Origin of the sequence: Shinella sp. M27 (assembly GCF_049199905.1) — a bacterium.
Taxonomy (GTDB): domain Bacteria; phylum Pseudomonadota; class Alphaproteobacteria; order Rhizobiales; family Rhizobiaceae; genus Shinella.
Genome location: NZ_JBLZPK010000065.1, coordinates 188490 through 213790, shown reverse-complemented (window position 1 = coordinate 213790; position 25301 = coordinate 188490). Strand labels below are relative to the sequence as shown.

At 61.7% G+C, this 25301-nt stretch carries 23 protein-coding genes and 1 tRNA gene; 8 read left to right on the top strand and 16 right to left on the bottom strand.

What is annotated here, in order from left to right:
• The first annotated feature begins 7 nt into the window (after positions 1-7).
• The 4 genes from ACOZK4_RS24810 (at position 8) to ACOZK4_RS24795 (ending at position 2273) form a co-directional block, all read left to right on the top strand.
• On the top strand, positions 8-571 hold the full coding sequence (locus ACOZK4_RS24810; RefSeq protein WP_421594347.1) for a hypothetical protein: 564 nt from the start codon (positions 8-10) through the stop codon (positions 569-571).
• The gene (locus ACOZK4_RS24805) at positions 534-887 is read left to right on the top strand and encodes a hypothetical protein (RefSeq protein ID WP_421594346.1); all 354 of its coding nucleotides are present in this window, start codon (positions 534-536) and stop codon (positions 885-887) included. Before ACOZK4_RS24810 ends, ACOZK4_RS24805 begins: the two co-directional genes overlap by 38 nt.
• 637 nt (positions 888-1524) lie before the next feature.
• Positions 1525-1884 carry a helix-turn-helix transcriptional regulator gene (locus ACOZK4_RS24800; protein WP_421594345.1) on the top strand — a complete coding sequence of 120 codons (360 nt, stop codon included), beginning with the start codon at positions 1525-1527 and terminating at the stop codon, positions 1882-1884.
• Between the two features lie 101 nt (positions 1885-1985).
• The gene (locus ACOZK4_RS24795; protein WP_421594344.1) at positions 1986-2273 is read left to right on the top strand and encodes a hypothetical protein; all 288 of its coding nucleotides are present in this window, start codon (positions 1986-1988) and stop codon (positions 2271-2273) included.
• A gap of 189 nt (positions 2274-2462) precedes the next feature.
• Here ACOZK4_RS24795 and ACOZK4_RS24790 read toward each other — a convergent pair whose 3' ends face one another.
• From ACOZK4_RS24790 to ACOZK4_RS24745, 10 genes are all read right to left on the bottom strand, one after another.
• The gene (locus tag ACOZK4_RS24790; protein ID WP_421594343.1) at positions 2463-2801 is read right to left on the bottom strand and encodes a hypothetical protein; all 339 of its coding nucleotides are present in this window, start codon (positions 2799-2801) and stop codon (positions 2463-2465) included.
• Positions 2802-3058: 257 nt separating this feature from the next.
• Positions 3059-3532 carry a hypothetical protein gene (locus tag ACOZK4_RS24785; RefSeq protein WP_421594342.1) on the bottom strand — a complete coding sequence of 158 codons (474 nt, stop codon included), beginning with the start codon at positions 3530-3532 and terminating at the stop codon, positions 3059-3061.
• Positions 3533-3558: 26 nt separating this feature from the next.
• Positions 3559-4401: a peptidoglycan-binding protein gene (locus ACOZK4_RS24780; protein ID WP_421594341.1), complete on the bottom strand. Its 843-nt coding sequence runs from the start codon at positions 4399-4401 to the stop codon at positions 3559-3561.
• 52 nt (positions 4402-4453) lie between these two features.
• Positions 4454-5422 (bottom strand): phage late control D family protein, encoded by a 969-nt coding sequence (locus ACOZK4_RS24775; protein WP_421594340.1) that lies wholly within the window; start codon positions 5420-5422, stop codon positions 4454-4456.
• 6 nt (positions 5423-5428) lie between these two features.
• Positions 5429-5641 (bottom strand): tail protein X, encoded by a 213-nt coding sequence (locus ACOZK4_RS24770; protein ID WP_421594339.1) that lies wholly within the window; start codon positions 5639-5641, stop codon positions 5429-5431.
• Between the two features lie 3 nt (positions 5642-5644).
• Positions 5645-5980 carry a hypothetical protein gene (locus tag ACOZK4_RS24765; protein ID WP_421594338.1) on the bottom strand — a complete coding sequence of 112 codons (336 nt, stop codon included), beginning with the start codon at positions 5978-5980 and terminating at the stop codon, positions 5645-5647.
• Positions 5967-6536, bottom strand: coding sequence for a tyrosine-type recombinase/integrase (locus ACOZK4_RS24760; protein WP_421594337.1), 570 nt, complete (start codon positions 6534-6536; stop codon positions 5967-5969). Before ACOZK4_RS24760 ends, ACOZK4_RS24765 begins: the two co-directional genes overlap by 14 nt.
• Before the next feature lie 45 nt (positions 6537-6581).
• A complete protein-coding gene (locus tag ACOZK4_RS24755; RefSeq protein WP_421594336.1) occupies positions 6582-7343 on the bottom strand; it encodes a DUF6538 domain-containing protein in 762 nt (253 codons plus the stop codon).
• Positions 7344-7489: 146 nt separating this feature from the next.
• A tRNA-His gene (locus ACOZK4_RS24750) sits at positions 7490-7566 on the bottom strand.
• A gap of 146 nt (positions 7567-7712) precedes the next feature.
• Entirely contained in the window at positions 7713-8162 is a 450-nt protein-coding gene (locus ACOZK4_RS24745; RefSeq protein ID WP_244760949.1) for a phasin, read from the bottom strand.
• 244 nt (positions 8163-8406) lie between these two features.
• Between ACOZK4_RS24745 and ACOZK4_RS24740 the strand changes: the two genes are divergently transcribed.
• Together ACOZK4_RS24740 and ACOZK4_RS24735 are read left to right on the top strand one after the other, a co-directional pair.
• Positions 8407-12006, top strand: coding sequence for an ATP-binding protein (locus ACOZK4_RS24740; RefSeq protein WP_421594335.1), 3600 nt, complete (start codon positions 8407-8409; stop codon positions 12004-12006).
• A 184-nt stretch (positions 12007-12190) separates the two neighbouring features.
• Positions 12191-13768 carry an ABC transporter permease gene (locus tag ACOZK4_RS24735; protein ID WP_421594369.1) on the top strand — a complete coding sequence of 526 codons (1578 nt, stop codon included), beginning with the start codon at positions 12191-12193 and terminating at the stop codon, positions 13766-13768.
• A 343-nt stretch (positions 13769-14111) separates the two neighbouring features.
• On the opposite strand, the gene ACOZK4_RS24730 is transcribed toward ACOZK4_RS24735, so the two are convergent.
• On the bottom strand, positions 14112-16064 hold the full coding sequence (locus ACOZK4_RS24730) for an acetoacetate--CoA ligase (RefSeq protein ID WP_421594334.1): 1953 nt from the start codon (positions 16062-16064) through the stop codon (positions 14112-14114).
• A 181-nt stretch (positions 16065-16245) separates the two neighbouring features.
• Here ACOZK4_RS24730 and ACOZK4_RS24725 point away from each other — a divergent pair, with 181 nt between their 5' ends.
• On the top strand, positions 16246-18093 hold the full coding sequence (locus ACOZK4_RS24725; protein WP_421594333.1) for an AsmA family protein: 1848 nt from the start codon (positions 16246-16248) through the stop codon (positions 18091-18093).
• A gap of 18 nt (positions 18094-18111) precedes the next feature.
• Here ACOZK4_RS24725 and ACOZK4_RS24720 read toward each other — a convergent pair whose 3' ends face one another.
• From ACOZK4_RS24720 to ACOZK4_RS24700, 5 genes are all read right to left on the bottom strand, one after another.
• The gene (locus ACOZK4_RS24720; protein WP_421594332.1) at positions 18112-18930 is read right to left on the bottom strand and encodes an ABC transporter permease subunit; all 819 of its coding nucleotides are present in this window, start codon (positions 18928-18930) and stop codon (positions 18112-18114) included.
• Positions 18931-18934: 4 nt separating this feature from the next.
• Complete coding sequence (locus ACOZK4_RS24715) at positions 18935-19846, bottom strand: ABC transporter permease subunit (RefSeq protein ID WP_421594331.1); 912 nt, start codon at positions 19844-19846, stop codon at positions 18935-18937.
• 4 nt (positions 19847-19850) lie between these two features.
• On the bottom strand, positions 19851-20993 hold the full coding sequence (locus tag ACOZK4_RS24710; RefSeq protein ID WP_313523668.1) for an ABC transporter ATP-binding protein: 1143 nt from the start codon (positions 20991-20993) through the stop codon (positions 19851-19853).
• Positions 20994-21074: 81 nt separating this feature from the next.
• Positions 21075-22169 (bottom strand): polyamine ABC transporter substrate-binding protein, encoded by a 1095-nt coding sequence (locus ACOZK4_RS24705; protein WP_421594330.1) that lies wholly within the window; start codon positions 22167-22169, stop codon positions 21075-21077.
• A gap of 184 nt (positions 22170-22353) precedes the next feature.
• Positions 22354-23769 carry a helix-turn-helix domain-containing protein gene (locus ACOZK4_RS24700; RefSeq protein WP_421594329.1) on the bottom strand — a complete coding sequence of 472 codons (1416 nt, stop codon included), beginning with the start codon at positions 23767-23769 and terminating at the stop codon, positions 22354-22356.
• Between the two features lie 218 nt (positions 23770-23987).
• Between ACOZK4_RS24700 and aceA the strand changes: the two genes are divergently transcribed.
• On the top strand, positions 23988-25277 hold the full coding sequence (aceA, locus tag ACOZK4_RS24695; RefSeq protein ID WP_421594328.1) for an isocitrate lyase: 1290 nt from the start codon (positions 23988-23990) through the stop codon (positions 25275-25277).
• Positions 25278-25301 lie beyond the last annotated feature (24 nt).

The following is a 25301-nucleotide window of genomic DNA, read 5'->3' as shown; positions in this document are numbered from 1 at the left end:
GCCTAAAATGCTGATTGATATCGCCAAAATCTCTCTTGACGTAAAAAACTTCCGCCATGGCGACTTGGCTAGTGAGCGAGAAGCCTTGCAGATTATGATCTCGGATGAGAAGTCCCATAAGGTATCCGAACTGGCAGATGATATCGTGCGAATGGGACGGCTCGACCCATCTTCTGCACTGATCGTAACGGAAGACGCGGCTCACCCCGGCCAGTATATCGCGCTTGAAGGCAATCGCCGCATGACAGCACTGAAGGCGATGATCAACCCAGATCTGGCTGCAGGTTTTTCCACGCACCCAACCTTTAGAAAGCTGAACCCTAGATTCATGGCTTTGGGCCTTACTCAAGTCGAATGCGTGGTTCTCGATAGGGCGGAAGCCTCCGACTGGATCAAGAGAAAACACTACAACGCGATGGGCGGACGGGGAGTGATCGAATGGAATGCCGTCGCGACAGCTAGAAGCGATGCATCAGACGGCCCTCCGGCAATCCTCTGTCAGGCCGGCGACCTTCCGTACATGGAGTGTGACCTTGAAGACTGCGAACCTGTGGCAGGTCGAGGGTCGTGATGGCCTCTTGGAAGACATCGGACGCGTGACCGTCCGCTGGTCCGCTATTGATCTCTACCTACTCTGGTTCGCTGAACTTGCCTTGCGAAACCGGGAGGCAGCAACCGAGATAATCCTGAATGGATCAGGGGCCGGTCGCCAGAGATTAGAAGCATTCGACAGGGTTATCGGAGCTTCGTACTTTGATGAGAAAGAGAGAGCTGAGCTGCTCGGGATCACCGGGATGCTTCGCAGTTTGTTGAGCGAACGCAAGGGTGGCCACGTCGGCGGAAAGATCAGCTATACACGCATTCTCTCAGCGGAGGACTTCTGGTGAGTTGGAAGACAACAATTCGCGTTGGCGACCTTGCCGACGGGCAAAGGCTCGAGGTGGTTTGCCGTAAATGCAACAGGCTCCGCTACTTCACTAAGGCAGACTTCCCTGACCAGCAAAAGTATCTAGATGAGATAGAACTAAGGCTTTGCTGTAATCCCCTTCATTTTGGAGGTCGTGCGCGTTTGTCCATGGTCAGACAGGATGAGATGAGCGGCTTTGTCGGCGGAATGGCTTAGCATACAAATCCTGACAAATTTTGTATTCTTTAAAACGGTCGCGATCCCAGAAGTATAAAACTCTATTCGAGTGTCAATCATATGTAATCATTGAGTTTTTTAACGACCGAGTAAAGGCATTGCCATTCGTTAAAAATTAGTTACACTACTCTGGCATCCCAATCACCGGGATCCCAAAAGAGGAGTAGTGAGGCATGAACGTATTCCGTTTCCTGCGCGGCGAGAACGACACGACGGCAAAGCCGTCGCGCCGGCCTGGCCGGGGGAAGGCTTCGGCGGGTGCTCCGCCGGAAAGGCGCGATCGGACGCGCGAAGAACTTGAGCGGACAGTTTTCGATTCCATGAATTCTGCCCTCTCCTTGCTTGAGCCTTGTCTCCACGACGACGCATACGATGAGGCTATGATCCACATCGGCGTCAACGGCGACTATTTCGTTGAGCCGCTCGGCCAGCACGAAGTGCAGGCGCTGGGCTGTGCGCTCTACCTGCAGAAGCGCCACAAGGTGCTTACCTATCTCGCCATTCACCAGATTACAGATCAATTCGCTGGAAAGGCGATGAACACGCCCATGATCTACAAGTCGCTTAACCGACTTGTCGCCCGCGGGCTTCTCATCGGTGACGACCAGGCACAAACGGAAAGCGGTGAACCGCTTCGCACAAAGGCCTATCGCATCACCGAAAGCGGCAAGGAGGCGTTCAGACTAGCAATCATGAACGCCCGTATCTTGGCCGCTGCGCAGCATGTGGTCGCCGCCTAGCTGCGGCGGTCACAACCCAAAACTCAACTCATGGAGAAACTCCAATGATGCATCTTCCACAACCACGGGCAAGACCGCCCACAGAAGAAGGGAATATCAACATGAACGATCAGAAGCTTCCGAATGACATTCGCCTGAAGATCTACCAGTGCATCCCTGACGTCACGGAACGCATCTCCGCGATGCGAGCCGCAGAGGACCACATGAGGTACCTGATCTCACAGGGGCGTCACGAGGATTGCGCACTCTTCCTAAGCGATGAGCGAAGGGCGCTTGACGAAATGATCGAAGAGCAAGAACGGGCCAAGCGATTCGGTTACGTTAGCGCGCTCGGCCCGATCATTATCGCAATCGTAGGTCTTGGCCTTTCGGGGCCATGGGTAGGCTAATCTGACCTAGCCTACTAGGTGCTGGAGAGCTTGACCCTCTTCAGCACCACTTTTTTAACACCGCATTCATTTAACGTTTGTTAAACGCGCTTTGTTCATTTCCGTTGCTGCTTATTGCAGAAACATGTGACGATTTCAAGATAATGATGATCACGTGTTTTTCACATAATATTTTCGCAGCGTTATGCGCTATCCACGCCTGGCAATTTCCCGCTGAATACGCAGCTCCTCGCGGATCCGATCCACCTCGATCGCCATATGGCTTTGCGTGCGCTCGAGCGCTTTGCCGACCTCAATGAGCACAGAAATAGCTTCGACGAGATTCGACACCTCGTCCAAAAGGCGATTGAGCGCCGTCGGGTCGACGATGACAGCCGCCACCTGCGCCTTTGCCGCATCCGTCGGCGGCAGCGACCACATCCCCATGGAGATACCTAGGTGACGGACAACGAAGATGATCGCCAGCGCTGCCCCGAAGGCCACGATCGCCAAGGGGTGCAGCCCGTTCAGATCAGGAAACTTTTCCATTTTTGCTCTCCCCGACATCGTGAGCTGCGCGAAAGACATTGGTCAACTCGCAAACCGCGAAAGGCGGGTAGATGGCGAGCCAGGTGCTCACAATTCCAGAGAGCATGTAGCAGTAGCAGATACCGACGAAGATCAAGCAACCTATGCCGGCCGAGACCACGCGGATGTGCGGTGTTACGTTTTGCCGAGCTCCGTTGATAACGAGCCCGACGAGCCTCAGAATACCCAGCGCCACCATGGCGGCGCCGAGGACAATTTCATTTCCGAAGATAGCCTCGAAGCCGGCAAACGCCGGTTGACTGAAGGTCGCGCCGGGGACAGCAACACAGCCCCCACAGCCCGGTGACGATGGCCAGCAACCATTCTGTCATCCGGGTGTGAAATCGGTGCTGGATGCGGATCCACAGGCCCGTCCCGCGGAACGGCTCGGGCCCGCTCATCAGCCGATCCGCTTTTTGGCGGCGGCGAGCTGGTCGACCAGCGCTTTGTCTGCGACCGGCGGCTGGACCTTGATCAACCCAGCAAAGCCGTCGCGCGATGTTGATAACGCTTTTGAGAACGCCCATGCACGCGATCGCGGCCGCCGTATAGGTTGGGTCCACCCAGGACTGCGAGCACTCGATCGCGGCGTCTGCAAGCGTGGTGCAGCCCGTGCCCAGCATGACCGCGGTCACAAGGCCCATGACCGCGATCAGGATGTTGAGGATATTGTGGAAGAGATTCGAGTTCATGGTGGTCTCCGGCGGTTGAAGGAAAATCAGGCAGCCACGTCGAGCGCGGCGGCCGTTGCGCTATCGACGATGTCGATCTTGATGCCGCGCGCCGTTTCGAAGGCGAGCACGGCCTTATCGGTAAGCGACCCGCGGTAGCCGTCGATCGGACCGCAAGGAAAGCCATGGGCGGTTAGACGGGACTGAAGCCACTTCACCCGCTCCTTCGCAGAGCTCACCGGCGCACCGGCCGCCGGCGCATAGCCGGCGACCTTCAGCGCCTTGCCGAACTCAATGGCGTGGCCGGCGATCTTCGCAGCCTTGTCGGTTCCGTTCACGACGCGGCGCGCCGCGATGTATTCGCGGAGATCCTCATCGGTCGCCTCGTCGATGCCGTCGATAAAGTCATCGAGATCCCGACCGGTCCACCAGCCCTCGCGATTGCCAAGGAAGAGCGAGATGGCAGAGACGAATGGATCGCCACGCTGTTCCGGGTTGGCGACGAGGTCGATCTTCAGATCGAAGCGCTTGTTGATCTGATCGGACGCGTGCCGCGCATTGCGCCGGCCGGTATTCTGCACGTGCCCCTCACCCCGGAAGCGATACCCGTCACCGGCAACGGTGTTGCCCAGCATCTTGCCGAGCTTCGTGCCCGGCTCATATTTGGAGAAGTACGCGACAGCGCCGCGCTCCTTGATCGGCTGCATGGTTGCGGCCGTCTCATGGAATGCCGTTGCCAGATCGTAGGCCAGGAACTGGAGCGCATCGTCGGCGAAGTACCGCGCCCAGACATCGAGGAGGTTTTCCACGCCGTCGACCTGGCTGGCGTTCAGGCCCTTCGGAAACATGGCTCCGCCCCGCAGGGCGGCATAGAATGCCGTTCTGTTCATGATCATGTCCTTGTGGTGGGATGAAGCCGCGAGCATCAGGTCGCGGCGATGGTCAGACTTTCAGCTTCGCCTCGACGTCCACCGTGTAGCCGCCTTTGGAAAGCTTGTGCGTTGCAGTCTCGATGACGAAGGAGATCCCGTCGAGCTCGGGGTGAACGCCGGAATACTGGAAGGTGGCGCCCGCGCGGACGGCCGGATCGCCAAACAAGGTAACGCTGGTGCGTATGGTTTCGCGCTTCAGCTCCTTGGCCTTGGCGCTCGCCCCTTTTTTCGCTTCACCCTCATCCTGATAGGGTTCCGGCAGCGTGTAGATCGCCTGCCCTTCGGAATCGCTCTCTTCCTCGACCTCTTGCAGCTTCGCTTCGTTCCGGTCCTGATAGCGCGCCTTGACAGACTTGTACTTGTGACGATGCGAAAAGACCGTCCGGCAGGTCCCCTCGACGATGTTCGCCGGCGCCGCCGTTACGGAGCCGACACCCGCCCCTTTCTCTTTGAAGATCAGCGTCTTGTTCTTGATCGTAAACAGCGCGCCATGCCGACGGGCCAGCCGCTCGACAACATGAAGGTCGCTCTCATCCTGCTGGCCGAACCACGGGTATTTGTGCGCGCCGACATCTCCATCGATACGAGACCCCAGGCCGTTTTCGCCTGCAATCTGCTCGACGATGTCCTTGACGGTCTTCTCGTCCCAGTGCCGGGTACGGTGCTGCTTTGCCTGGTCGCGGACATTGGCCCCCTTGCCGTTGACGTTCAGGCCGTAGGGCAGGCAGAGCACCTCCGGATCATCGGCGATGAACGTCCCGAAATCCGCAACACCTGTCTCCATGTAACCGAGCTTGGCGGAAATCTCGTCACCATTGCTGGGGATCTGCGCGAAGGGGAAACCGTCATTGAGTTCGCAGGAAAGGGTGTCGCTCGTCACGCCCTCCTTGTCGACGATGGTGACCGAGATCAGCCGGTCGTTGAAGATCGAGGCAACGGGTTTTCCGTTTACGGTGATTTCAGCGCGAGGCGTCAGCATGGCGCATCAATCCCACAACGTTACGAGCTTGACGGTCTTGGTCGCGCTCGCGAGATCGGGCAGCACGATCACGGTGCCCATCGGAAGCGGCGCGGGCAGTGCGGAAAGCCCCGGATTGGCATCGAGAACCTTCTCGACATAGCCGCTCTCCGCGCCGTACTGGCGGCGGCAGATTGCGTCGATCATCTCGTTCTGGCGTGTGATGTATGGGGGTCGCATATGTCACCCGAACAATGTCTGGACAAGCGTCGCGCCCTTCAAGGCTTCGACCGTGGCGATCCGCAAGGCTACCCGCGTCCGCACCATCCTCAATGTCACATCGCGCACCGAGCTCGATACGGATCCGGCCGCGACCCAGCGATGGTTTTCCCTGGTCAAAGATTTCGAGGCCTGGGAGAAGGGACGTCGATGAGGACGGACTATTCCCCTACCCTCGAAAACATCGACCTCGGCCTCGCGCAGCTCGCCGACCTGATCGAGCGGTACCCCGACATGGAGTGCCTGTGGCTGTACGTCGATCGACTGGAACTGGAGCGCGAGAAGCTTACGAGCCGGCACGATCGGCTTGCTGCGGCCCGCGCGCGGGTGCAGGCACGATCGACTTGTCAAACGGCAGCTCGATCGTCTTGAGCTGCTCCAGGCGCCAGTCCATCGACCCGCCGTCGCCATACTTCTCACGATCGATGCTGTGCCCAAGAATGCTCTTGCGGAATTCGTAATCGAGCCCCGCCTCCAGCATACGCTTTTCGAAGGAATGCCGGGTGGAATAGACGCGGTGCGCCTCCGTCGGCAAGAGCTTCTTCGCGCGAAGATGCTTCATCAGCGTCGCCGACAAAGTATCCTCTCGATCGCGATATCGAGGGAAGCCGTTCGGAAAGCGATGCATGACGGCCAGCGCCACCCCGATCAACGGAATATCGCGCACGGAGGATTCCGTCTTGATGACGCGATCCTCCTGAAAGTCGACGGTGATGTATGGCACATTTGCCTTCAGGTGGATCCGCTCCGGCGGGAGGTTGCAGATTTCCGACGGCCGCGCGCCCGTCTCGATCAGCACCAGGAAGATCGCTAACGCTTCGGCATTCAGCCCGTCATGCACACCCGCTGCCAGCAACTTGTCCCGGATGAAATCGATGGGGAAAGGCGGAACCTCACGCTTCTATCTTTTGCGATCGGGGAAAGCGAGGCCGTCAAACGGGTTCTTTACCTCGGCATGTATGTAGTTTGCATAATCGCGAAACATCTTGCGGAGGTTGCCGAAGGCGCGGTTCGCCGTATTGCCGGACACCTTCTTTTTGCCGTTCCGGCCGAGCACGCGATCCATCCACCATTCGTGGTACTTGGTGGCCTGCTCTCTGGCGATTTCAAGGAAGACGACGTCGCCGGCAACCTCGATGAACTTGTCGGCGGCAAAGCGCTTCTGCTCTTCCCGCTTGCGCGCCTGCTTTGGGCTCATGCCCTTGCTCTCACCGACGGCAATGACCTCAAGGTAAACCTTCCTGACCTGGCTGACCGTCAGCTTCGGCTGCTCGACGCTGCCGATCGCCGCGGTGGTATCGTGACGAGTGCCGGCATGCGCCGCCTGCAGGCGCTTAAGGATCTCTTCAACCGAAGCGACCGGTGCGACATCGACCGCTGCCTTGTATTCGAAGCCCATGACGCGAGCGCGCGCCTTCGCGCCATCGTATGCAGCAGCCGCCCGGCCGCTTTCCTCGCCGCCGGCAAGCCCCTGCCAATATAGCTCGTCGGCGCGCTCGAGCGCGTCCCGCCGCAGCTTGGCGACTTCGGCGGATTTCGTTTTGAGGGAAGTCTGAATAAGGCCGCGATCGTCAAAGGCGGCGACATGCGCCGGCACCCGACGAACATATTGCCAGTTTCCCTTGCGCTCTTTGAGGTAACGCATGGGATCGAGCGGCCGCACACCGCTGTCAGATCGTCTTGCCAATTTGCACCTACACCTTGCCTGTGTAGTACATTTTGTAGTGCAGAAACGACGAAAACGTCAATGCACTAGGGAATGCATTGACGTTTTTCGTAGCGATATCAAATAGATACCACAAAAATAAGTGGTACGGTTGAGTGGGGTCGAACCACCGACCTCAGGTGCCACAAACCTGCGCTCTAACCAACTGAGCTACAACCGCACAGGGCGCGTCGTCCGCGCTTGGTGCGTCACATACGGGCAGCCGCACCATTTTTCAAGCGTTTTTTATCGGCTTGCACAAACGAAAATGGCCGGACGATCGCCCGGCCATTCTATCACAGGGTCGAAACCCGCGCTATCTCAGGCTTAGACGGCCTTGAAGGACTTCATGGCCTTTTCAGCGGCCGACTTGCCCGGAGCCGAAACCTTCTCGGCAACCTTCTTGGAGGTTTCCTGAAGCGACTTGGCCTGTTCGACGGCGACTTCGGCCTGCTTGCGCAGGAAGGCGGTCTGCAGTTCGAAGAGTTCGGCAACGGACTTCACGCCGAGCAGGGCTTCCATGTGCGAAAGCGAATTTTCGGCATTGGTGCGGAGCGCGTCGATTGCCTTGAGGCCGAGTTCGACGGAGCCGGCCTGCGCGCTTTCCAGCGTCGCTTCAACGGTCTTGGTCGCGTCTTCGGCGGCTTCCTTCATCTTGGCATAGGCTTCCTTGGTCTGCGCTGCGCCCTTTTCGGCGAAGTCGCGGAAGCTTTCGGAAATCTTGGACGGGTCGATGGAAGCGATCGAGAATACGTCGTCGGTCTTTTTGGTAGCCATGGTATGCGCTCCTTGGTTTGGCCCTCTCTAGAGGCGCCGTGTTCTTGGATGCCCCTTATATAGCCGATCTCATTTCGCATTGCAACAATTTTGTGCGCTGCACAATAAATCCTTGCGGCGTTAACCCTTCCGCCCGAAAGCCGCGGGCTTTCAGGCCCCGGCGCTGGACCCTCCGGGGGAGCACGGCTATTAATAAAGCGTTAATTGAAAACCGGGACGCCGGAAGCCAGATACAGGCCTGAACATGTCCGCAAAGCAGTATCCCTTTATCGACGTTGCCGTCCACGAGCGGGTGCGCCTGCCCTTCGCGCGGGGCGAGGCCGTCGTGCTGTTTTCCAAGGACATGAGCCGGGTTCTCTGGTCGAACGGTCGGGGTGCTACGCTGTTCGGCGAGGAGAACATCTACGATTTCCTCGATGCCGGCCCGGATCGCGGCGACGTCGCCTTCCGCCAGCTTTCCGCAACCGTCCAACAGGTGCGCCTGCCCGGCGACCGGCGCAGCTTCGTCATGCGCATCGGCAGCGGCTTTCGCAGCGTGCCCGTCAACGCCACCGTCGAGGCCGTGACCATCCGCCCCGGTGACGACGCCATCCTGTTCAGCGCGCCCGTCGCCGCCGGCCGCCAGAGCCAGGAAGAGGCCGCCGCGGCCATGCTGACAGGCTTCGATGATCCCGATACGCATATGGCCGTGCTCGATGGCGAAGGGGCCGTCGTCGCCGGCTCCGAGGGCTTCGACAGGCTTGCGATCAGTCTGGAAACGCGCCGCGCTTTGGTCGAGGCCGCGGGGCGTAGCGCCGAACGCCTCGTCAAGCGCCCCGTCGCCACGGGCCTTGGCCATCTTCCCGCCGCCATCGGCCGCATTTCCAGCGATCCCGCGCTGCACCTGCTGTTTGCCGTCGAAACGATCCTTGGCCATCTCGATCCAGATGAGGACGAGGCAGAGCCCGTCGCGGCACAGGAGACCGTTACTCCGGAAGCCGAAATCGTCGCCGACGGCGTGGATGTGCCCGCGGTAGAGGTTGAACCGGTCGACGAGACGACGGCCGTTTCAACCGAACCCGCGCTTGAAGCGGCTCCGATCGTCGAAGAGCCTGCGCTCGAAAGCGCTGCCGAGATCGCGGAAACGGCCGAGATTGTCGAAGAGCCGCAGCTTACAGAGACGCTTCCGCAGCCGGTGGAGGAGCCTGAAGAGGCAGCGGAGGTGATCGTCTCCGAGGATGCCGCTGCCGATGCACAGGAAGGCGTTGCGGCCGAGGGCGCCGATGAAACCGCCGTCGTCGCGAGCGAAGAGGCGGAGCAGCCGGTTTCGGGCTTCGTCTTCAACCGCCAGGGCCGGCCGATCCGCTTCGTCTGGAAGATCGATGCCGAGGGACGGTTCAGCGAGATTTCCGACGAATTCGCCACGGCCGTCGGCCCGCAGGCGTCAGCGATATCGGGCGCGCGTTTCGTCGATGTCGCCGCGCGCTTCGATCTCGATCCCGAAGGCAAGATCGGCGATTTGCTCAGCCGCCGCGATACGTGGTCCGGCAAGACGATCTTCTGGCCGGTCGAGGGCACCGCGCTGACCGTTCCCGTCGATCTCGCGGCCCTGCCCACCTATTCCCGCAACCGTGAATTCGACGGTTTCCGCGGCTTCGGTATCGTGCGCATCGCCGATGCCGTGGAGGATGCCCATGCTCGTGGTTTGACGCTGGGCGAGACCGCCGAAGCGGACGAAGTGAGTGCTGCGGTCGAAGAGCCTATCGAGGCTGCGGCGGAGGAAACGTCTCTCGTACAGGACGAGGTGGTCTCCGAGGCAGATGAACCCGTCGTAGACGAACAGGGACTGGAACCCACAGAGACCTCGGACGAAGCGGCATCGCCCGTCGAGGCGGATGAAACACCCGGCACCGCTGACGACGAACAAGATGCCTTCCGCGGCGAACGCCCGGCGCTGCGTCTGGTGGAAACGCCGAACCGCCGCCATTCCGACAAGGTCGTGCAGCTCGAAACCCGGCGCAATCGCGGTGGCCTGTTCGATGGCCTGTCGACCGGCGAACAGGCCGCCTTCCGCGAAATCGCCCGCCAGCTCGGCGAGACCTTCGGCAAGCGCAAGCCGGAGGACCGGCCGGCTGACAGTGCTGCGGACGAAACACCCGCAGCCGGCCTTGCCAACACCACTGAGCAGGCCGGCGACGACGATAACGCTGCCAAGACGATCTTCATCGACACCGATGAACCCGAAACGGAAATGCCCGGCCTCGAAGTCGGCCCGCATGCGGATGACCTTCTGAACGAGGACCACACGGGCGAGCGCACCGCGATCGCCCCGCCGCGCACGCAGATGGATTACGGCCTCACCGCAACTGTGGTGGATGCCCTGCCCGTCGCGCTGCTCGTGCATGTCGGTGACCGGCTGATCCATGCCAATCCGGAATTCTTCCGCTTCAGCGGCTATCGCAGCCTGGAAGACCTGGAAGCCTCCGGCGGGCTCGATATCCTGCTCGCCGCCCCGGACGAGGACACCGAAGACGGCGACGGCACCATGGCGCTGCGCCATGCCGATGGCGAAAGCACGAGTGCTGTGCGCGCCCGCCTCCAGTCGATCCGCTGGGAAGACGGTACCGCCCTGATGCTGGCGCTCACCCCCGCGCATGAGAAGCCGGCGCTGACGCTCGTCGAAACCCCGCTCGCGCCGGTCGCCGAGACCGAGGAAAGCGCGGCCGACCAGGCCGCCGTTTCCGCTCTGCGCATCGAAATCAGCGAGCTGCGCTCGATCCTGGAAACCGCGACCGACGGCGTCGTGGTCGTCGGGCAGGATGGCGATATCCGCTCGATGAACCGCTCGGCCAGCGCCCTCTTCAACTATGACGAGGACGAAACGCGCGGCCGGCCCTTCGCCATGCTGTTTGCCCATGAAAGCCAGAAGGCGGTGCTGGATTATCTCGCCGGCCTTTCGGGCCATGGCGTCGCGAGCGTGCTGAACGACGGGCGAGAGGTCATCGGCCGCGAGGCGGCCGGCGGCTTCATTCCGCTTTTCATGACGATGGGCCGCCTCTCCTCGTCCTCCGGCTTCTGCGCCGTCATCCGCGACATCACCCAGTGGAAGCGCACGGAAGAGGAGCTGCGCAGCGCCAAGCGCGCCGCCGAAACGGCAAACGCCCACAAGAGCGATTTCCTCGCCCGCGTCAGCCACGAGATCCGCACGCCGCTCAATGCCATCATCGGCTTTTCCGACATGATGGCGACGGAGCGCTTCGGGCCGATCGGCCATCCGCGCTACATCGAATATGCCAACGACATCGGCCGCTCCGGCCGCCATGTGCTCGATATCGTCAATGACCTGCTCGATATTTCCAAGATCGAAGCGGGCGAGATGGATCTCGAATTCACCGCCGTCGGGCTCAACGAGACGATTTCGGAAGCCGTCTCGCTGGTGCAGCCGCAGGCGAACGGCCAGCGCGTCATCATCCGCACCTCGCTTTCCAACAATGTGCCGCAGATCGTGGCCGACCTGCGCTCCATCAAGCAGATCGCGCTCAACATCCTGTCGAACGCCATCCGCTTCACGCCTTCGGGCGGGCAGATCGTCGTCTCCACTGCCTATGAGGCAAACGGCAGCGTCGTGCTGCGCATCCGCGATACGGGTGTGGGCATGACCCGCAGCGAGCTGGAGCAGGCGATGAAGCCCTTCCGGCAGGTGACGACGGGCTCGCGCAAGCGCGGCGACGGCACCGGGCTCGGCCTGCCGCTGACCAAGGCGATGGTCGATGCCAACCGGGCGAATTTCTCGATCAGCTCCACGCCGAACGAAGGCACACTGGTCGAGGTGAGCTTTCCCTCACCGCGCGTGTTGGCAGATTGAGCCGGATGCTCTAGGACCGACAAAACGCCTTTCGGCTATCCCGCCATGAACGGGATTGTCGCATCGTCGAGGAAACGCCTTGCAGGTCCAGTCCGAAAGCGCGCCACGCGTGCATCGCCGCTCGGGTGCGGCCCGCCATCCGCTTCTCTCCGCCTCCGCGGTGCTTGCCGCGGCCATCGTCCTCATGCCGGCCATCGCCATCGTCGTCATCGCGGCGACGGGTGGCGTCGACAACTGGCCGCATCTCCTGAGCAACGTCATTCCGCGCGCGACGCTGCGCACGCTCATCCTGCTGGCCGGCGTCGCCACCCTGACCACCGTCACCGGCGTCATCACGGCCTGGCTGGTGGCCAGCTGCGATTTTCCCGGCCGCCGGGTCCTGTCCGGCCTGCTCGTCCTGCCGCTCGCCATTCCCGCCTATCTCGGCGCCTATGCGTTTGCGGAGTTCTTCTCCTTCACCGGCCCGGTGCAAACCGCATATCGCGCGCTCTTCGGCTTCCAGACGAGCCGCGACTACTGGTTTCCGGAAGTGCGCACCACCGGCGGCGCCATGCTGGTGCTGTCGAGCGTACTCTATCCCTATATCTATCTCGCCGCCCGCTCGATGTTCCTCATGCAGGGCCGCGCGGCGGCGGATGTGGCGCGCACGCTCGGTGCCGGGCCGCTCAAGGTTTTCGCAAGGATCCAGATCCCGATGGCGCGGCCGGCGATCATGGTGGGGCTGACGCTCGTCGCCATGGAAACGCTGAACGATATCGGCGCGGTCGAATATCTCGGCGTACAGACGCTGACCTTCTCGATCTTCGACACCTGGCTCAATCGGGGCAGCCTTGCCGGTGCCGCGCAGATCGCCTGCGTCATGCTGGTCTTCGTCGTCTGCCTGATGATGGTGGAACGCGCCGCACGCCGCCGGCAGCGCTTCGCCAGCCAGAAGACGACGGCCGCGGTACATGATTCCGTACGCCTCAAGCTGAACGGCTGGAAGAAATGGGCGGCGAGCCTCGCATGCCTCACGCCCCCCGTCATCGGTTTCGCCATTCCGGTTTATGTTCTGGGCGGCTACGCCGCGCGGCGGATCGAGGAATTCGCCTCGACGCGGCTGCTCTCGGCCCTGTGGAACAGCGTGCTCGTCTCCGGCTCGACGGCCGCCGTCGCCGTGCTGCTTGCCTTCCTGCTCGCCTATGCCGCCCGCACGACCCGCTCGCGCCTCAACAGCGCCGCCGGGCGTTTCGCCTCCTTCGGCTATGGCGTACCCGGCACGGTGCTGGCCATGGGCGTGCTCATTCCGCTCGCCAATTTCGACAATGCGGTGGATGCCTTTTTGCGTGCCAATCTCGGCATTTCGACCGGCCTCGTTCTTTCCGGCACCGGGTTTGCCATCATCTATGCCTGCACGGTGCGGTTTCTCATGATGGCCGAGGGCACTGTTGATGCCGGCTTCCACAAGCTCTCGCCGCATCTCGACATGGCGGCCCGCACGCTCGGCCGCACCAGCAGCCAGACGCTCTGGACCGTGCTCCTGCCGATGATGCGCCCGGCCACGCTGACGGCCGCCCTCCTCGTCTTCATCGAGACGATGAAGGAGCTCTCGGCGACGATCATGCTGCGCCCGTTCAACTTCAACACGCTGGCGACGCTGGTCTATGAGGATGCGTCACGGGCGAAGGTGGAGGATGCCGGGGTGCCCGCGATCATCATCGTCGCGGTCGGGCTCATTCCGGTGTTTCTGGTGTCCCGGTCCCTGGACAAAACGGGCGCATAAAAAAAGGGCGGCAAAAGCCGCCCCGATAGTTTGAATGCTGTCCAACAAAAGCGAAAGTGAACGGCCTCATGCCATCGGGGTCGGGTGCGACCGGAACGCCCTCACATCGGGCGTGCTCAAGTTGGGACGACCTTGCCCCATCCCGGCTTAACAAAACCTTACCCGGCCCGTTCCGGCACAAACCTTTTGTTCACAACTTCGTGCATTTGGTTAATTCGACCGGCAAAAAACCGTTAATGCGAGAGTCTGTCTGGTCAACCAGACAGACTCTCGATTTCCTTGTTCTCGTTTGTCTTCTCGGGAAAACCGGTTCCCACTTTTCCCTGACAAACTCTAGCGGCGCTCAAGACTGAAGCGCCGCGAGATTGGCGAAAAGGTCCAGCGCTTCCGGATTGGCAAGCGCTTCCTTGTTCTTGACTGGGCGGCCATGCACGACCTCGCGCACCGCAAGCTCGACGATCTTGCCGGATTTGGTGCGCGGAATGTCGGTCACCTGGATGATCTTCGCCGGCACGTGACGCGGCGATGCGCCGGTGCGGATCTTCGTCCGGATCGTCTTTTCCAGTGCCTCGTCCAGCACCTTGCCGGGTGCAAGGCGCACGAAAAGCACGACGCGCACGTCATCGTCCCAATCCTGGCCGATACACAGCGCCTCGACGACCTCTTCCAGCTGTTCGACCTGGTTGTAGATCTCCGCCGTGCCGATGCGCACGCCACCGGGGTTCAGCGTCGCATCCGAACGGCCATGGATGATGATGCCGTCATGGCTGGTCCATTCGGCAAAGTCGCCGTGGCACCAGACATTGTCGAAACGCTCGAAATAGGCGGCATGATACTTCGCACCGTCGGCATCATTCCAGAACATGACCGGCATGGAGGGAAAGGCCTTGGTGCAGACCAGCTCACCCTTCTCGCCGCGCATGGGATGGCCGTCCTCGTCCCAGACATTCATGGCAAGGCCGAGGCCCGCGCCCTGGATCTCGCCGCGCCAAACGGGCTTCAAGGGAATGCCGAGCACGAAGCAAGAGACGATATCCGTGCCGCCGGAGATGGAGGCGAGCTGCACATCCGGCTTGATGCCTTCGTAAACGAAGGAGAACCCTTCCGGCGAAAGCGGCGAGCCGGTGGAGGTGAGGAGCCTGAGGCTCGACAGGTCATGCGTGGTGCACGGCGTGAAGCCGCCCTTGCGCACAGCGTCGATATATTTGGCCGAGGTGCCGAAGACGGCAAACTTCTCGTCCTGCGCGTAATCGAACAGGACGTTGCCGTCAGGATGGAAGGGCGAACCGTCGAACAGGCAGAGCGTGGCGCCGACGGCGAGGCCGGAGACCAGCCAGTTCCACATCATCCAGCCGCAGGTGGTGAAGTAGAACAGCCGGTCGCCCTCGACGAGGCCGCAATGCAGGGCGTGCTCCTTCAGGTGCTGCAGCAGCGTGCCGCCGGCCGAATGCACGATGCATTTCGGCACGCCCGTCGTGCCCGAGGAGAACAGGATATAGAGCGGATGGCGGAAGGGAAGCTGCGCGAAGGTGAGCGGCTTTGCGTCATAGGGCGCTGTCAGCGCGTCGAGCGTGCGGCCATCCGGCAGCCTGCCTGCCAGTGCCTCGGCATCGCCGGCATAGTGCACCACGAGCACGGGCGCACCGAGCTTGCCGGCCACGGCCTGCACCTTGGCGGAAACATCCTGCAATTTACCGGCATACCAGTAGGCATCGCAGGTGATGAACAGTTTCGGCGTGATCTGGCCGAAGCGGTCGAGCACGCCCTGCTCGCCGAAATCGGGCGAGCAGGACGACCAGATGGCGCCGAGCGAGGCGGCGGCAAGCATGCAGGCGATGGTTTCCGGCATGTTCGGCATCATGGCGGCGACGCGGTCGCCCTCCCCGATGCCCATGGCGGCAAAGGCCTGCTGGAGCTTCGAAACGCGGGCGCGCAAATCGTCCCAGGACCAACGGTAGGAGACCTTGTCTTCGCCACGAAAGACGATGGCATCTTCCGAGCCGGTCTTCCGGAGCAGGTTTTCCGCGAAATTCAGCCGCCCCTCGGGGAAGAACCGGGCATCCAGCATGCGCTCACCATTCTCCAGCGCGCTGCCGCCCTTTTCACCGATGGCCCCGCACTCGTCCCAGATGGCCGTCCAGAAGGCGGCGCGGTCTTCGACGGACCAGGCGTGAAGCGCGTCATAGGTCGTGATGTCGCGCCCGGCGATGCGGCCGGCGGCCTTCATGAACAGGGCCATCGGGCTCTTTGCCAGGATGTCGGCCGAAGGTTCCCACAGGGGCAGTTCTGACGTCATGCTTTCCTCCACTCCATCGCATTCGTATACCATGTTGCGTCGCAATAAAAAGCACCGGCTGCCGGTTCGCGGCACCGACGAACGCAATTCCGCCATGGCAACATTTGATTTCTTCGCCCCGAGCGCCTATCCCCTTCGCGCAACCCAATAAAAGAGCTGACGGCAGAGGATCCGTGCCCGAATGACCCTGTCCCGTTTCATCCGTTCAAAGCTCCTGGTGCGGGGTCTCCTTGTCGCGCTCGCCTTGCTGTTTGCGGTGCGTATCGGCGTTCCCTTCCTTCTCCAGACCGACACCGTCGGCAAGGCGATCAAGGAAACGCTGGAGGCCTGGACGGGGGCTGAGGTGCGCATCGGCAAGGAGCCGGAATTTGCCTTCTGGCCCTATCCGCGCGTGACGATCGGCAATGTGCGCATCGCCACGCGTCCGGTCGACGGCAAGAGCGAGGAACTGGCGTCCGTCGAGACGATTTCGGCGACTTTCGATCTCATTGGCGCGGTGCGCGGCGATCCCGTCTTCAGCGATCTCGAACTGGTGCGTCCAACGGTGCGCGTCGGCTGGAATGCGGCGGGCGCCTTCAACTGGAAACACAGCGGCTGGCTGGCGCAGGCGATCGATGTGACCGCCGCGACGCCCGAGGGACATGCGATCCTCGCCATGCCGAGCGAGCGTCTCGGCACGATCACCATCACCGACGGCATCCTTGAGGTCGCCCGTGCAGGCGAGACGCCGGCCTATCGCGTGTCCGATATCAACGGCATCATCACCTGGCCGGCGCTCCGCCAGCCCATGGACCTCTCGCTTTCCGGCATCGTCAACGGCGAGATGACCCGCTGGACCTTTGGCTGCGACCAGCCGCTGGCACTGTTGGCAGGGCGCAACGCCAATGCCCGCACCAGCCTGTCCGCCGATCCGGCGACGCTGAATTTCGAGGGCATGGCCAACCTTTCACATGCCGCCTTCGCTGCCGGCACCATGCAGCTTTCGACGCCGTCGCTTGCCCATCTGCTCGCCTGGCAGGGCAAGGACATTTCCGCCATCGGCAATGTCGGGTCGGTGAATGTCGAGGCGAAGGTCGCGACGGCCGGCTACACGGCCAAGCTCGAGGACGTGAAGCTCGCTCTCGACAATGTCGAGGCGACCGGCGTGCTCGACGTCAATCTGCCGCCGCGCGGCCTGCCCCAGATCGGCGGCACGCTGGCCTTCGATCATATCGACCTCAAGGCCCTGCTTTCGGCCTTTGCGCCGCTGCCGGGCTCCAAGGAGACCGCGACGCCGCTCGATACGGCTTTCGTGCACCAGTTCGGCATGGATCTGCGTCTCTCCGCCAAGACGGCGGAGTTCGCGCCTTTTTCGCTGCAGGGTCTGGCCGCGGGCATACGCATCGAAAACGGCCGCGCCTCCTTCGACGTCGGCGACAGCACGCTCCTCGACGGCCGCATGACCGGCCGCATCGCGCTGAACGAACAGGGGTTCCGCGGCGGTGCGCAGGTGCAGATGTCGCTTGATAATGTCGATATCGGCACGGTCGTCAGCACGCTCGCGCTGCCCGGACCGCTGCCGTCAGGCCATGGCTCGGCCGATTTCGAGCTTTCGACGGACCGACCGCTTTGGGCAACGACGCTATCGGATATGTCCGGCCAGTTCCGCCTGCGCATGGGACCGGGAACACTGACCCATTTCAACCGTCAGGCCTTCGAGGAACAGGCCGCGAAAAACGCCTTTTTCAGTATCTCCAGTGCCGCTGATGGCTCCTTCGATTTCGTGCGCGCCGATCTGGAAGCCCGGCTCGACCGGGGCATTGCCGAACTCACCAAGGCGGAGATCGAAAGCAACGAGAAGCTTCTGACGCTGTCCGGCATGATCCCCTATCGTTCGGGAAGCCTGGCGCTGGCCGGGACGCTGGCCGACAGGCCGCAGGCGGATGCGGCCGTGGTCAATCCGGCCCTCAGCTTCTTCGTCGGCGGGTCCTGGCCGGAGCCGGTGATCTCGCCCATCTCGATTCTGACGGGGCAGCAGCCCCGCCAGTAATCGCATTTTGCTGAATGCTCAGCGGCCGGCGAAGGCCGCCTGCTCATCGCGTTGACGCTGCACCTCGCGGCGCTTCGTCATGATCGAAGCAATGATGACGCCGATGGCGACGAAGCCGATGAGCAGGGTGCAGGCCGCGTTGATTTCCGGCGTCACACCCAAACGCACCTGGCTGTAGATCTTCATCGGCAGCGTGGTGGCGCCGGGGCCTGACGTGAACGAGGAAATGACGAGGTCGTCGAGCGACAGCGTCAGCGCCAGCATCCAGCCGGACAGAACGGCCGGCGCGATGATCGGAAGCGTCACCTCCAGGAAGGTCCTGACCGGCGTTGCGCCAAGGTCCAGCGCGGCCTCTTCAACAGAACGGTCGAAGGAGAGCAGACGCGACTGCACCACCACCGTCACGAAGCACATCGAGAAGGTAATATGCGCCAGCATGACCGTGACGAAGCCGCGGTCGAAGCCGATAGCGACGAAGAGCAGCAGCAGCGACAGGCCGGTGATGACCTCCGGCATGACGAGCGGCGCGTAGACCATGCCGGAAAACAGCAGCCGGCCACGGAAACGCGTATAGCGCGTCAGCGCCAGCGCCGCCATGGTGCCCAGGGCCGTGGCCGCCGTTGCCGAGATCAGCGCCACGCGGATCGTCACCCAGGCGGCGTCCATCAGGCCCTGATTGTGGAACAGCGAAACGTACCATTTGGTCGAGAAGCCGGCCCAGACCGTTACGAGCTTGGACTCGTTGAAGGAGAAGACGACCAGCAGCACGATCGGCAGATAGAGGAAGGAAAAGCCGAGAACGACCGATGCGATATTGAAACGGGACCAGGTGTTCATGGGCTTACCTCCCCTGCTCTTCGGCCTTGGCCTGCGCATTCTGGAAGAACACGATGGGCACGACCAGGATGAGGAGCAGGATGGTTGCGACGGCAGCCGAGACCGGCCAGTCGCGGTTTGCGTTGAATTCGTTCCACAACGTCTTGCCGATCATCAGCGTCTGCGATCCGCCGAGCAGGTCGGGAATGACGAACTCGCCCACGGCCGGAATGAAGACCAGCATGCAGCCCGCGACGATGCCGGGAATGGAGAGCGGGAAGGTCACCTTCCAGAACGCGGTCATCTGCGGGCAGCCGAGATCCTGTGCGGCCTCGATCAGGGTGTTGTCCATCTTCTCCAGCGCGGAATAGAGCGGCAGGATCATGAAGGGCAGATAGGAATAGACAATACCGATATAGATCGCCCAATTGGTGTTCATGATGATCAGCGGCTGGTCGATGACGCCGAGGTTCAGCAGGAACTGGTTGAGCAGCCCTTCGGGTTTCAGGATGGCAATCCAGGCATAGACGCGGATGAGGAAGCTGGTCCAGAACGGCAGGATCACCAGCATCAGGAGCGTGGGTCGCAACGTGCGCGGAGCCTGCGCCATGCCATAGGCGATGGGATAGCCGATCAGGAGCGTCACCAGCGTGGAAACGCCGGCGATCCAGATGCTCGACATATAGGCGTTGAAATAGAGCGAATCCTCGGTCAGCCAGATGAAATTATCGAAGCTGAATTGCCCCATCTTCGTCAGAATACCGGACAAGCCGTCCGACCATGCGAAAGCCGGCTCGTAAGGCGGCTGGGCGATGGCCGTTGTCGACAGCGAAATGCGGAAGACGATGAAGAAGGGGATGAGGAAGAAGAACAGCAGCCAGGCATAGGGAATGATGATGACAAGGCGGCTGAAGATGGCGGAGCCGAGCTTCTTCATCGGGTCAATCCTTCAGCACGACGCCGGCCGTTTCGCCGAAGGAGACCCAGACCTTTTCGTCATAGGCGATCGGGTCCTCGACCTCGCGCTGCGCATTCAGCATGGAGGCCTTCACCACCTTGCCGCTGGCGAGCTTGACGTAGAAGACCGTCATGTCGCCGAGATAGCCGATATCCCAGATCTCGCCCTGCGCGGCGTTGACGGATGCGTCGGCGGGGGCGGCCCGCGTGACCTTCAGCTTCTCCGGACGGATGGCGAAACCTGCGGCGGAGCCTGCGGCCGGCGTGTTGCCGGTGGCGGTGCGCACGGTGAAGCCTTCAGCGACGGCGAGTTCGATCTTGCCGTTGCCGCTGGCCGAGACCTTGCCGTCGAGAATGTTCACGTCGCCGATGAAGTCGGCCACGAAGCGGGAGTTCGGCGCCTCGTAGATTTCCGCCGGCGTCGCGACCTGGATGACCTTGCCGTGGCTCATCACCGCGATGCGGTCGGCCATGGTCATTGCCTCTTCCTGGTCGTGGGTCACGACGACGAAGGTCAGGCCGAGTTCCTGCTGCAAATCCATCAGTTCGAACTGGGTTTCCTCGCGCAGCTTCTTGTCGAGCGCGCCGAGCGGCTCGTCGAGCAGCAGCACTTTCGGGCGCTTGGCGAGCGAACGGGCGAGCGCCACGCGCTGGCGCTGGCCACCGGAAAGCTGGTGCGGCTTGCGCTTGGCGAATTTCTCCAGCTTCACCAGCTTGAGCATTTGGGTGACGCGCTCGGCGATCTCGTTCTTCGGCATGCCGTCCTGGCGCAGGCCGAAACCGATATTGCTCTCGACCGACATGTGCGGGAAGAGTGCGTAGGACTGGAACATCATGTTTACGGGCCGCTTGTAGGGCGGGATGCCGGCAATGTCCTGGCCGTCGAGGATGATCTCGCCCGAGGTCGGTCGCTCGAAGCCGGCCAGCATGCGCAGCAGCGTGGACTTGCCGCAGCCCGATGCGCCGAGCAGCGCGAAGAACTCGCGGTGATAGATGTTGAGTGTGAGATCATCGACGGCCGTGAAATCGCCGAACCTCTTCGTGACATTGCGGAACGTGATGTATGGTTTTGCGTCCGGGTCCGTCCACGGTGCAAAGGCGCGACGAATATTGCCGAGAGATTTCATTGCCTGTCCCCATCTCTTATTTTCGGGCAATTCATAAGAAAATGCCCGGAAGAAACTTCCGGGCAATTCGCTTCGGACCGGTTATTGGCCGGTCACGATCTTGGTCCAGGTGCGCGTGAACAGGCGCTGCGTCTTCGGGTCCAAAGTCGTGTTGGTGAAGAGCTTCTTCAGCGTCGCGTCATCCGGATAGATCGTCGTGTCCTTGACGATCTCTTCCGGCATCACGGCCTGTGCCGCCTTGTTGCCGTTGGCATAGTGTATGTAGGTCGATGCCTTGGCGATGACTTCCGGGCGCATGATGTAATCGAGGAAGGCGTGCGCCTCTTCGACATGCGGCGCGTCGGCGGGGATCGCCATCTGGTCGAACCACATCTGCGTGCCTTCCTTCGGAATGGCATAGCCGATCTCGACGCCGTTCTTGGCTTCGTCGGCGCGATCGCGACCCTGGAAGATATCACCCGACCAGCCGACGGCGATGCAGATGTCGCCGTTCGCGAGGCCGTTGATGAATTCCGACGAATGGAACTTGCGCACGAAGGGCCGGATCTTCTGCAGGGCTTCCTCAGCCTTGGCGATATCGGCCGGATCATGGCTGTCGGGGTTGAGACCGAGATAGGCGAGCGTCACCGGAATGATGTCGGTCGGTGAATCCAGCAGGTTGATGCCGCAATCCTTGAGCTTTTCGGCATTGGCCGGATCGAAGATCACGTTCCAGCTGTCGATCTGGTCGGTGCCGAGCGCTTCCTTGATCTTGGCCTTGTTGTAGCCGATGCCGATCGTGCCCCACATGTAATTGATCGAATATTCATTGCCCGGGTCGAACGGCTGCATGCGTTCGGACACCATGTCCCACATGTTCTTCAGGTTCGGCAGCTTGGACTTGTCGAGCTTCTGGTAGACGCCGGCGGAAATCTGGCGCTGCAGGAACGTGTTGGTCGGCACGACCACGTCATAGCCGGTACCTCCGGCGAGAAGCTTCGTTTCGAGAATTTCGTTGCTATCGTAGACGTCGTAGACGACCTTGATGCCGGTTTCCTTGGTGAAGTCGTCGACAATGGAGCTGTCGATATAATCCGACCAGTTGTAGACGTTGACCACCTTTTCCTGCGCAAGCGCGCTGCCGGCACCAAGGATTGCGCCAAGGGCAGCCGTCGCCAAAAGAATATGTTTTATCATTGATTTATCTCCCAGTTTCTTTCGCGGGTCTATGAGTTCGTAGGAAGAACAGTCGCCGATTATGGTTGTTTTTCGGGAGGCGACAAGCTGCATTCTACGCAAACAGAGAGCGAATTTTGATATCACATTGTTCCCATTCCTATCAGATTTCAAAACCTATCGGCGACGGAAATCAAGCGGAAATTTACTGGAAGTCGAAAAGGCTGAGGCCCGCGACCATTTCATCGAGCCCGAGCGGGCGCGTCACCGGGGGCTCGGCGCGGGCCAGACAGCCCTGCCGCTCGCACAATCGACAGGCCGTGCCGACCGCGACGGCACCGTCGCGGCGCACCGCCTCGCCATAGACCGTTTCCTCGGCGTGGGCGGCATCGCAGCCCAGCAGCAGCGCGGTACGGCGCACCCGTTCGCCAAAGGTGCCCTGCGGCCCCTCCAGCGTGCGCGACACCGTCAGGAAGGCGCCGCCATCGGGCATTTCGACACGATCGACGAGAATCTGCCCCGGCTGGGAGAAGGCGGAGTGCACGCCGAGTTTCGGACAGCCGCCGCCGAAGCGCGCCTGTGGAAAGCCCTGCGCGCCGGCCCGGCGGAAGCGATGGCCGGCATTGTCGATCTCCAGTAGAAAGAAGGGCACGCCTGTCTTGCCCGGCCGTTGCAGCATGGTCAGCCGGTTTGCGGCCTGCTCGAAGGAGACGCCGAAGCGCGAGCGCAGCACATCGACATCATAGCGCACGCGCTGTGCCGTCGCATGGAAGGCCTCATAGGGCATCATCAGGGCGTGGGCGGCGTAGCGGGCTAGCTCGAAGCGGGCGATGCGCTTTGCCTCCGCAGTGGAAAAGGCGAGCAGGTCGAGTTCGGCGAAGATTTCATCCTGAAGCGCCAGCTGCACCGTCTCCATGGCGATCTCGCGCAGCTGATCGAAGGGCGAAAGGCGCTCGGAGAGAAAGAGGCGCATGGAATGCCGGTCGAAGCGGCGGCGCAGGTTCGGCATCGTGTGGACCGGCAGCGCGCGCACGACGACGCCGTGCTCCTTGCGCAGCCAGCCCTTGAGGGCATTGGTCAGGTCGTCACCCGGCGCCAGCGCCGCATGAAACCGCTCGGCCGCCTCCTCGATGGCGCCGAAATAGTTGGGGCGCGCCTCCAGCTTGTCGCGCACCTCGTCCATCGGCAGCAGCGTGCCGGCGAGCGTGGTGGCATGTCCCTCGCGGGCGAGCAGGTCGGCAAGGTCGGTGAGGCGGGCAGCCTGTTCACGATAGGCGCGGTAGAGCTTGACGATGCCGCTTGCGACATTCGGCGCGGCGTCGGCGATTTCCACCAGCTCATGATCACCAGGCAGTTCGCCCGACAGCAGCGGATCGGCAAAGACCTCGCGCAGCTGGCGCGCATTGCCGGCGCTCTCGCCCTGGAGATCGTCGAGATCGACTTTGTAAACGGAAGCGAGCCGCAGCAGCAGCTGCACCGTCAGGGGGCGCTGGTTGCGCTCGATCAGGTTCAGATAGGACGGCGAGATCGAAAGCCCCTCGGCCATCGCTGTCTGGGTCAGGCCGAGCGTGTTGCGGATGCGCCGGACTTTCGGGCCGGCAAAGATCTTGTTCTCCGCCATATGTCACATCCTTTACACGGATTGCACGATCGTAAAATTTACAATCTTTACTTTTTTACAGATCGAAACTGTCAAAGACAAGACATCATTACCCGATTATCCCGCTGATTTTCCGGTTTTCTCTCGCCCTATTGTGCGCTGCGATGTAAATACTGTCACATCAAATCGGGCAACAAATGACACCAGCCCGATCCCGAGAGACCGCATTGGAGGATACTATGACCGATTTTTACAATCTCGTTCCGAGCGCACCGAAGGGCCGCTTCGACGGCATCGAGCGCCCCTATACGGCTCAGACGGTCGAGAAGCTGCGCGGCTCGGTCCAGATCCGCCACACGTTGGCTGAAAACGGCGCGAACCGTCTGTGGAAGCTCATCCACGAGGAAGATTTCGTCAACGCGCTCGGCGCGCTCTCGGGCAACCAGGCCATGCAGATGGTCCGCGCCGGCCTGAAGGCGATCTATCTCTCAGGCTGGCAGGTCGCCGCCGATGCCAACACGGCCTCCGCCATGTATCCCGACCAGTCGCTCTATCCGGCCAATGCCGCGCCGGAACTGGCCAAGCGCATCAACCGCACGCTCCAGCGCGCCGACCAGATCGAGACTGCCGAGGGCAACGGCCTTTCGGTCGACACCTGGTTCGCCCCGATCGTCGCCGATGCGGAAGCCGGCTTCGGCGGCCCGCTCAACGCCTTCGAGATCATGAAGGCCTTCATCGAGGCGGGTGCCGCCGGCGTTCACTTCGAGGACCAGCTGGCATCGGAAAAGAAGTGCGGCCATCTCGGTGGCAAGGTTCTGATCCCGACCGCCGCGCATATCCGCAATCTCGACGCCGCGCGCCTTGCCGCCGACGTCATGGGTGTCCCGACGCTGATCGTCGCCCGCACCGATGCCGAGGCTGCAAAGCTCCTCACCTCCGATATCGACGAGCGCGACCAGCCCTTCGTCGATAAGGACAAGGGCCGCACGGTCGAAGGCTTCTACCAGGTCAAGAACGGCATCGAGCCCTGCATTGCGCGCGCCATCTCCTATGCGCCGCATTGCGACCTGATCTGGATGGAGACCGGCAAGCCGGACCTCGAACAGGCCCGCAAGTTCGCCGAAGCCGTGCACAAGGCCCATCCCGGCAAGCTGCTCGCCTACAATTGCTCGCCCTCGTTCAACTGGAAGAAGAACCTGGACGACGCGACGATCGCCAAGTTCCAGCGCGAGCTGGGTGCGATGGGCTACAAGTTCCAGTTCATCACGCTCGCCGGCTTCCACCAGCTGAACTTCGGCATGTTTGAACTGGCCCGCGGCTACAAGGAGCGCCAGATGGCCGCTTACTCGGAGCTGCAGGAAGCGGAATTCGCCGCCGAGATCAACGGCTACACCGCGACCAAGCACCAGCGCGAAGTCGGCACCGGCTATTTCGATGCCGTCTCCATGGCCATCACCGGCGGCCAGTCCTCGACGACCGCAATGCACGAATCGACCGAGCACGAACAGTTCCGCCCGGCCGCCGAATAACCCGTCCCGTCAGCCCTTCAAGAA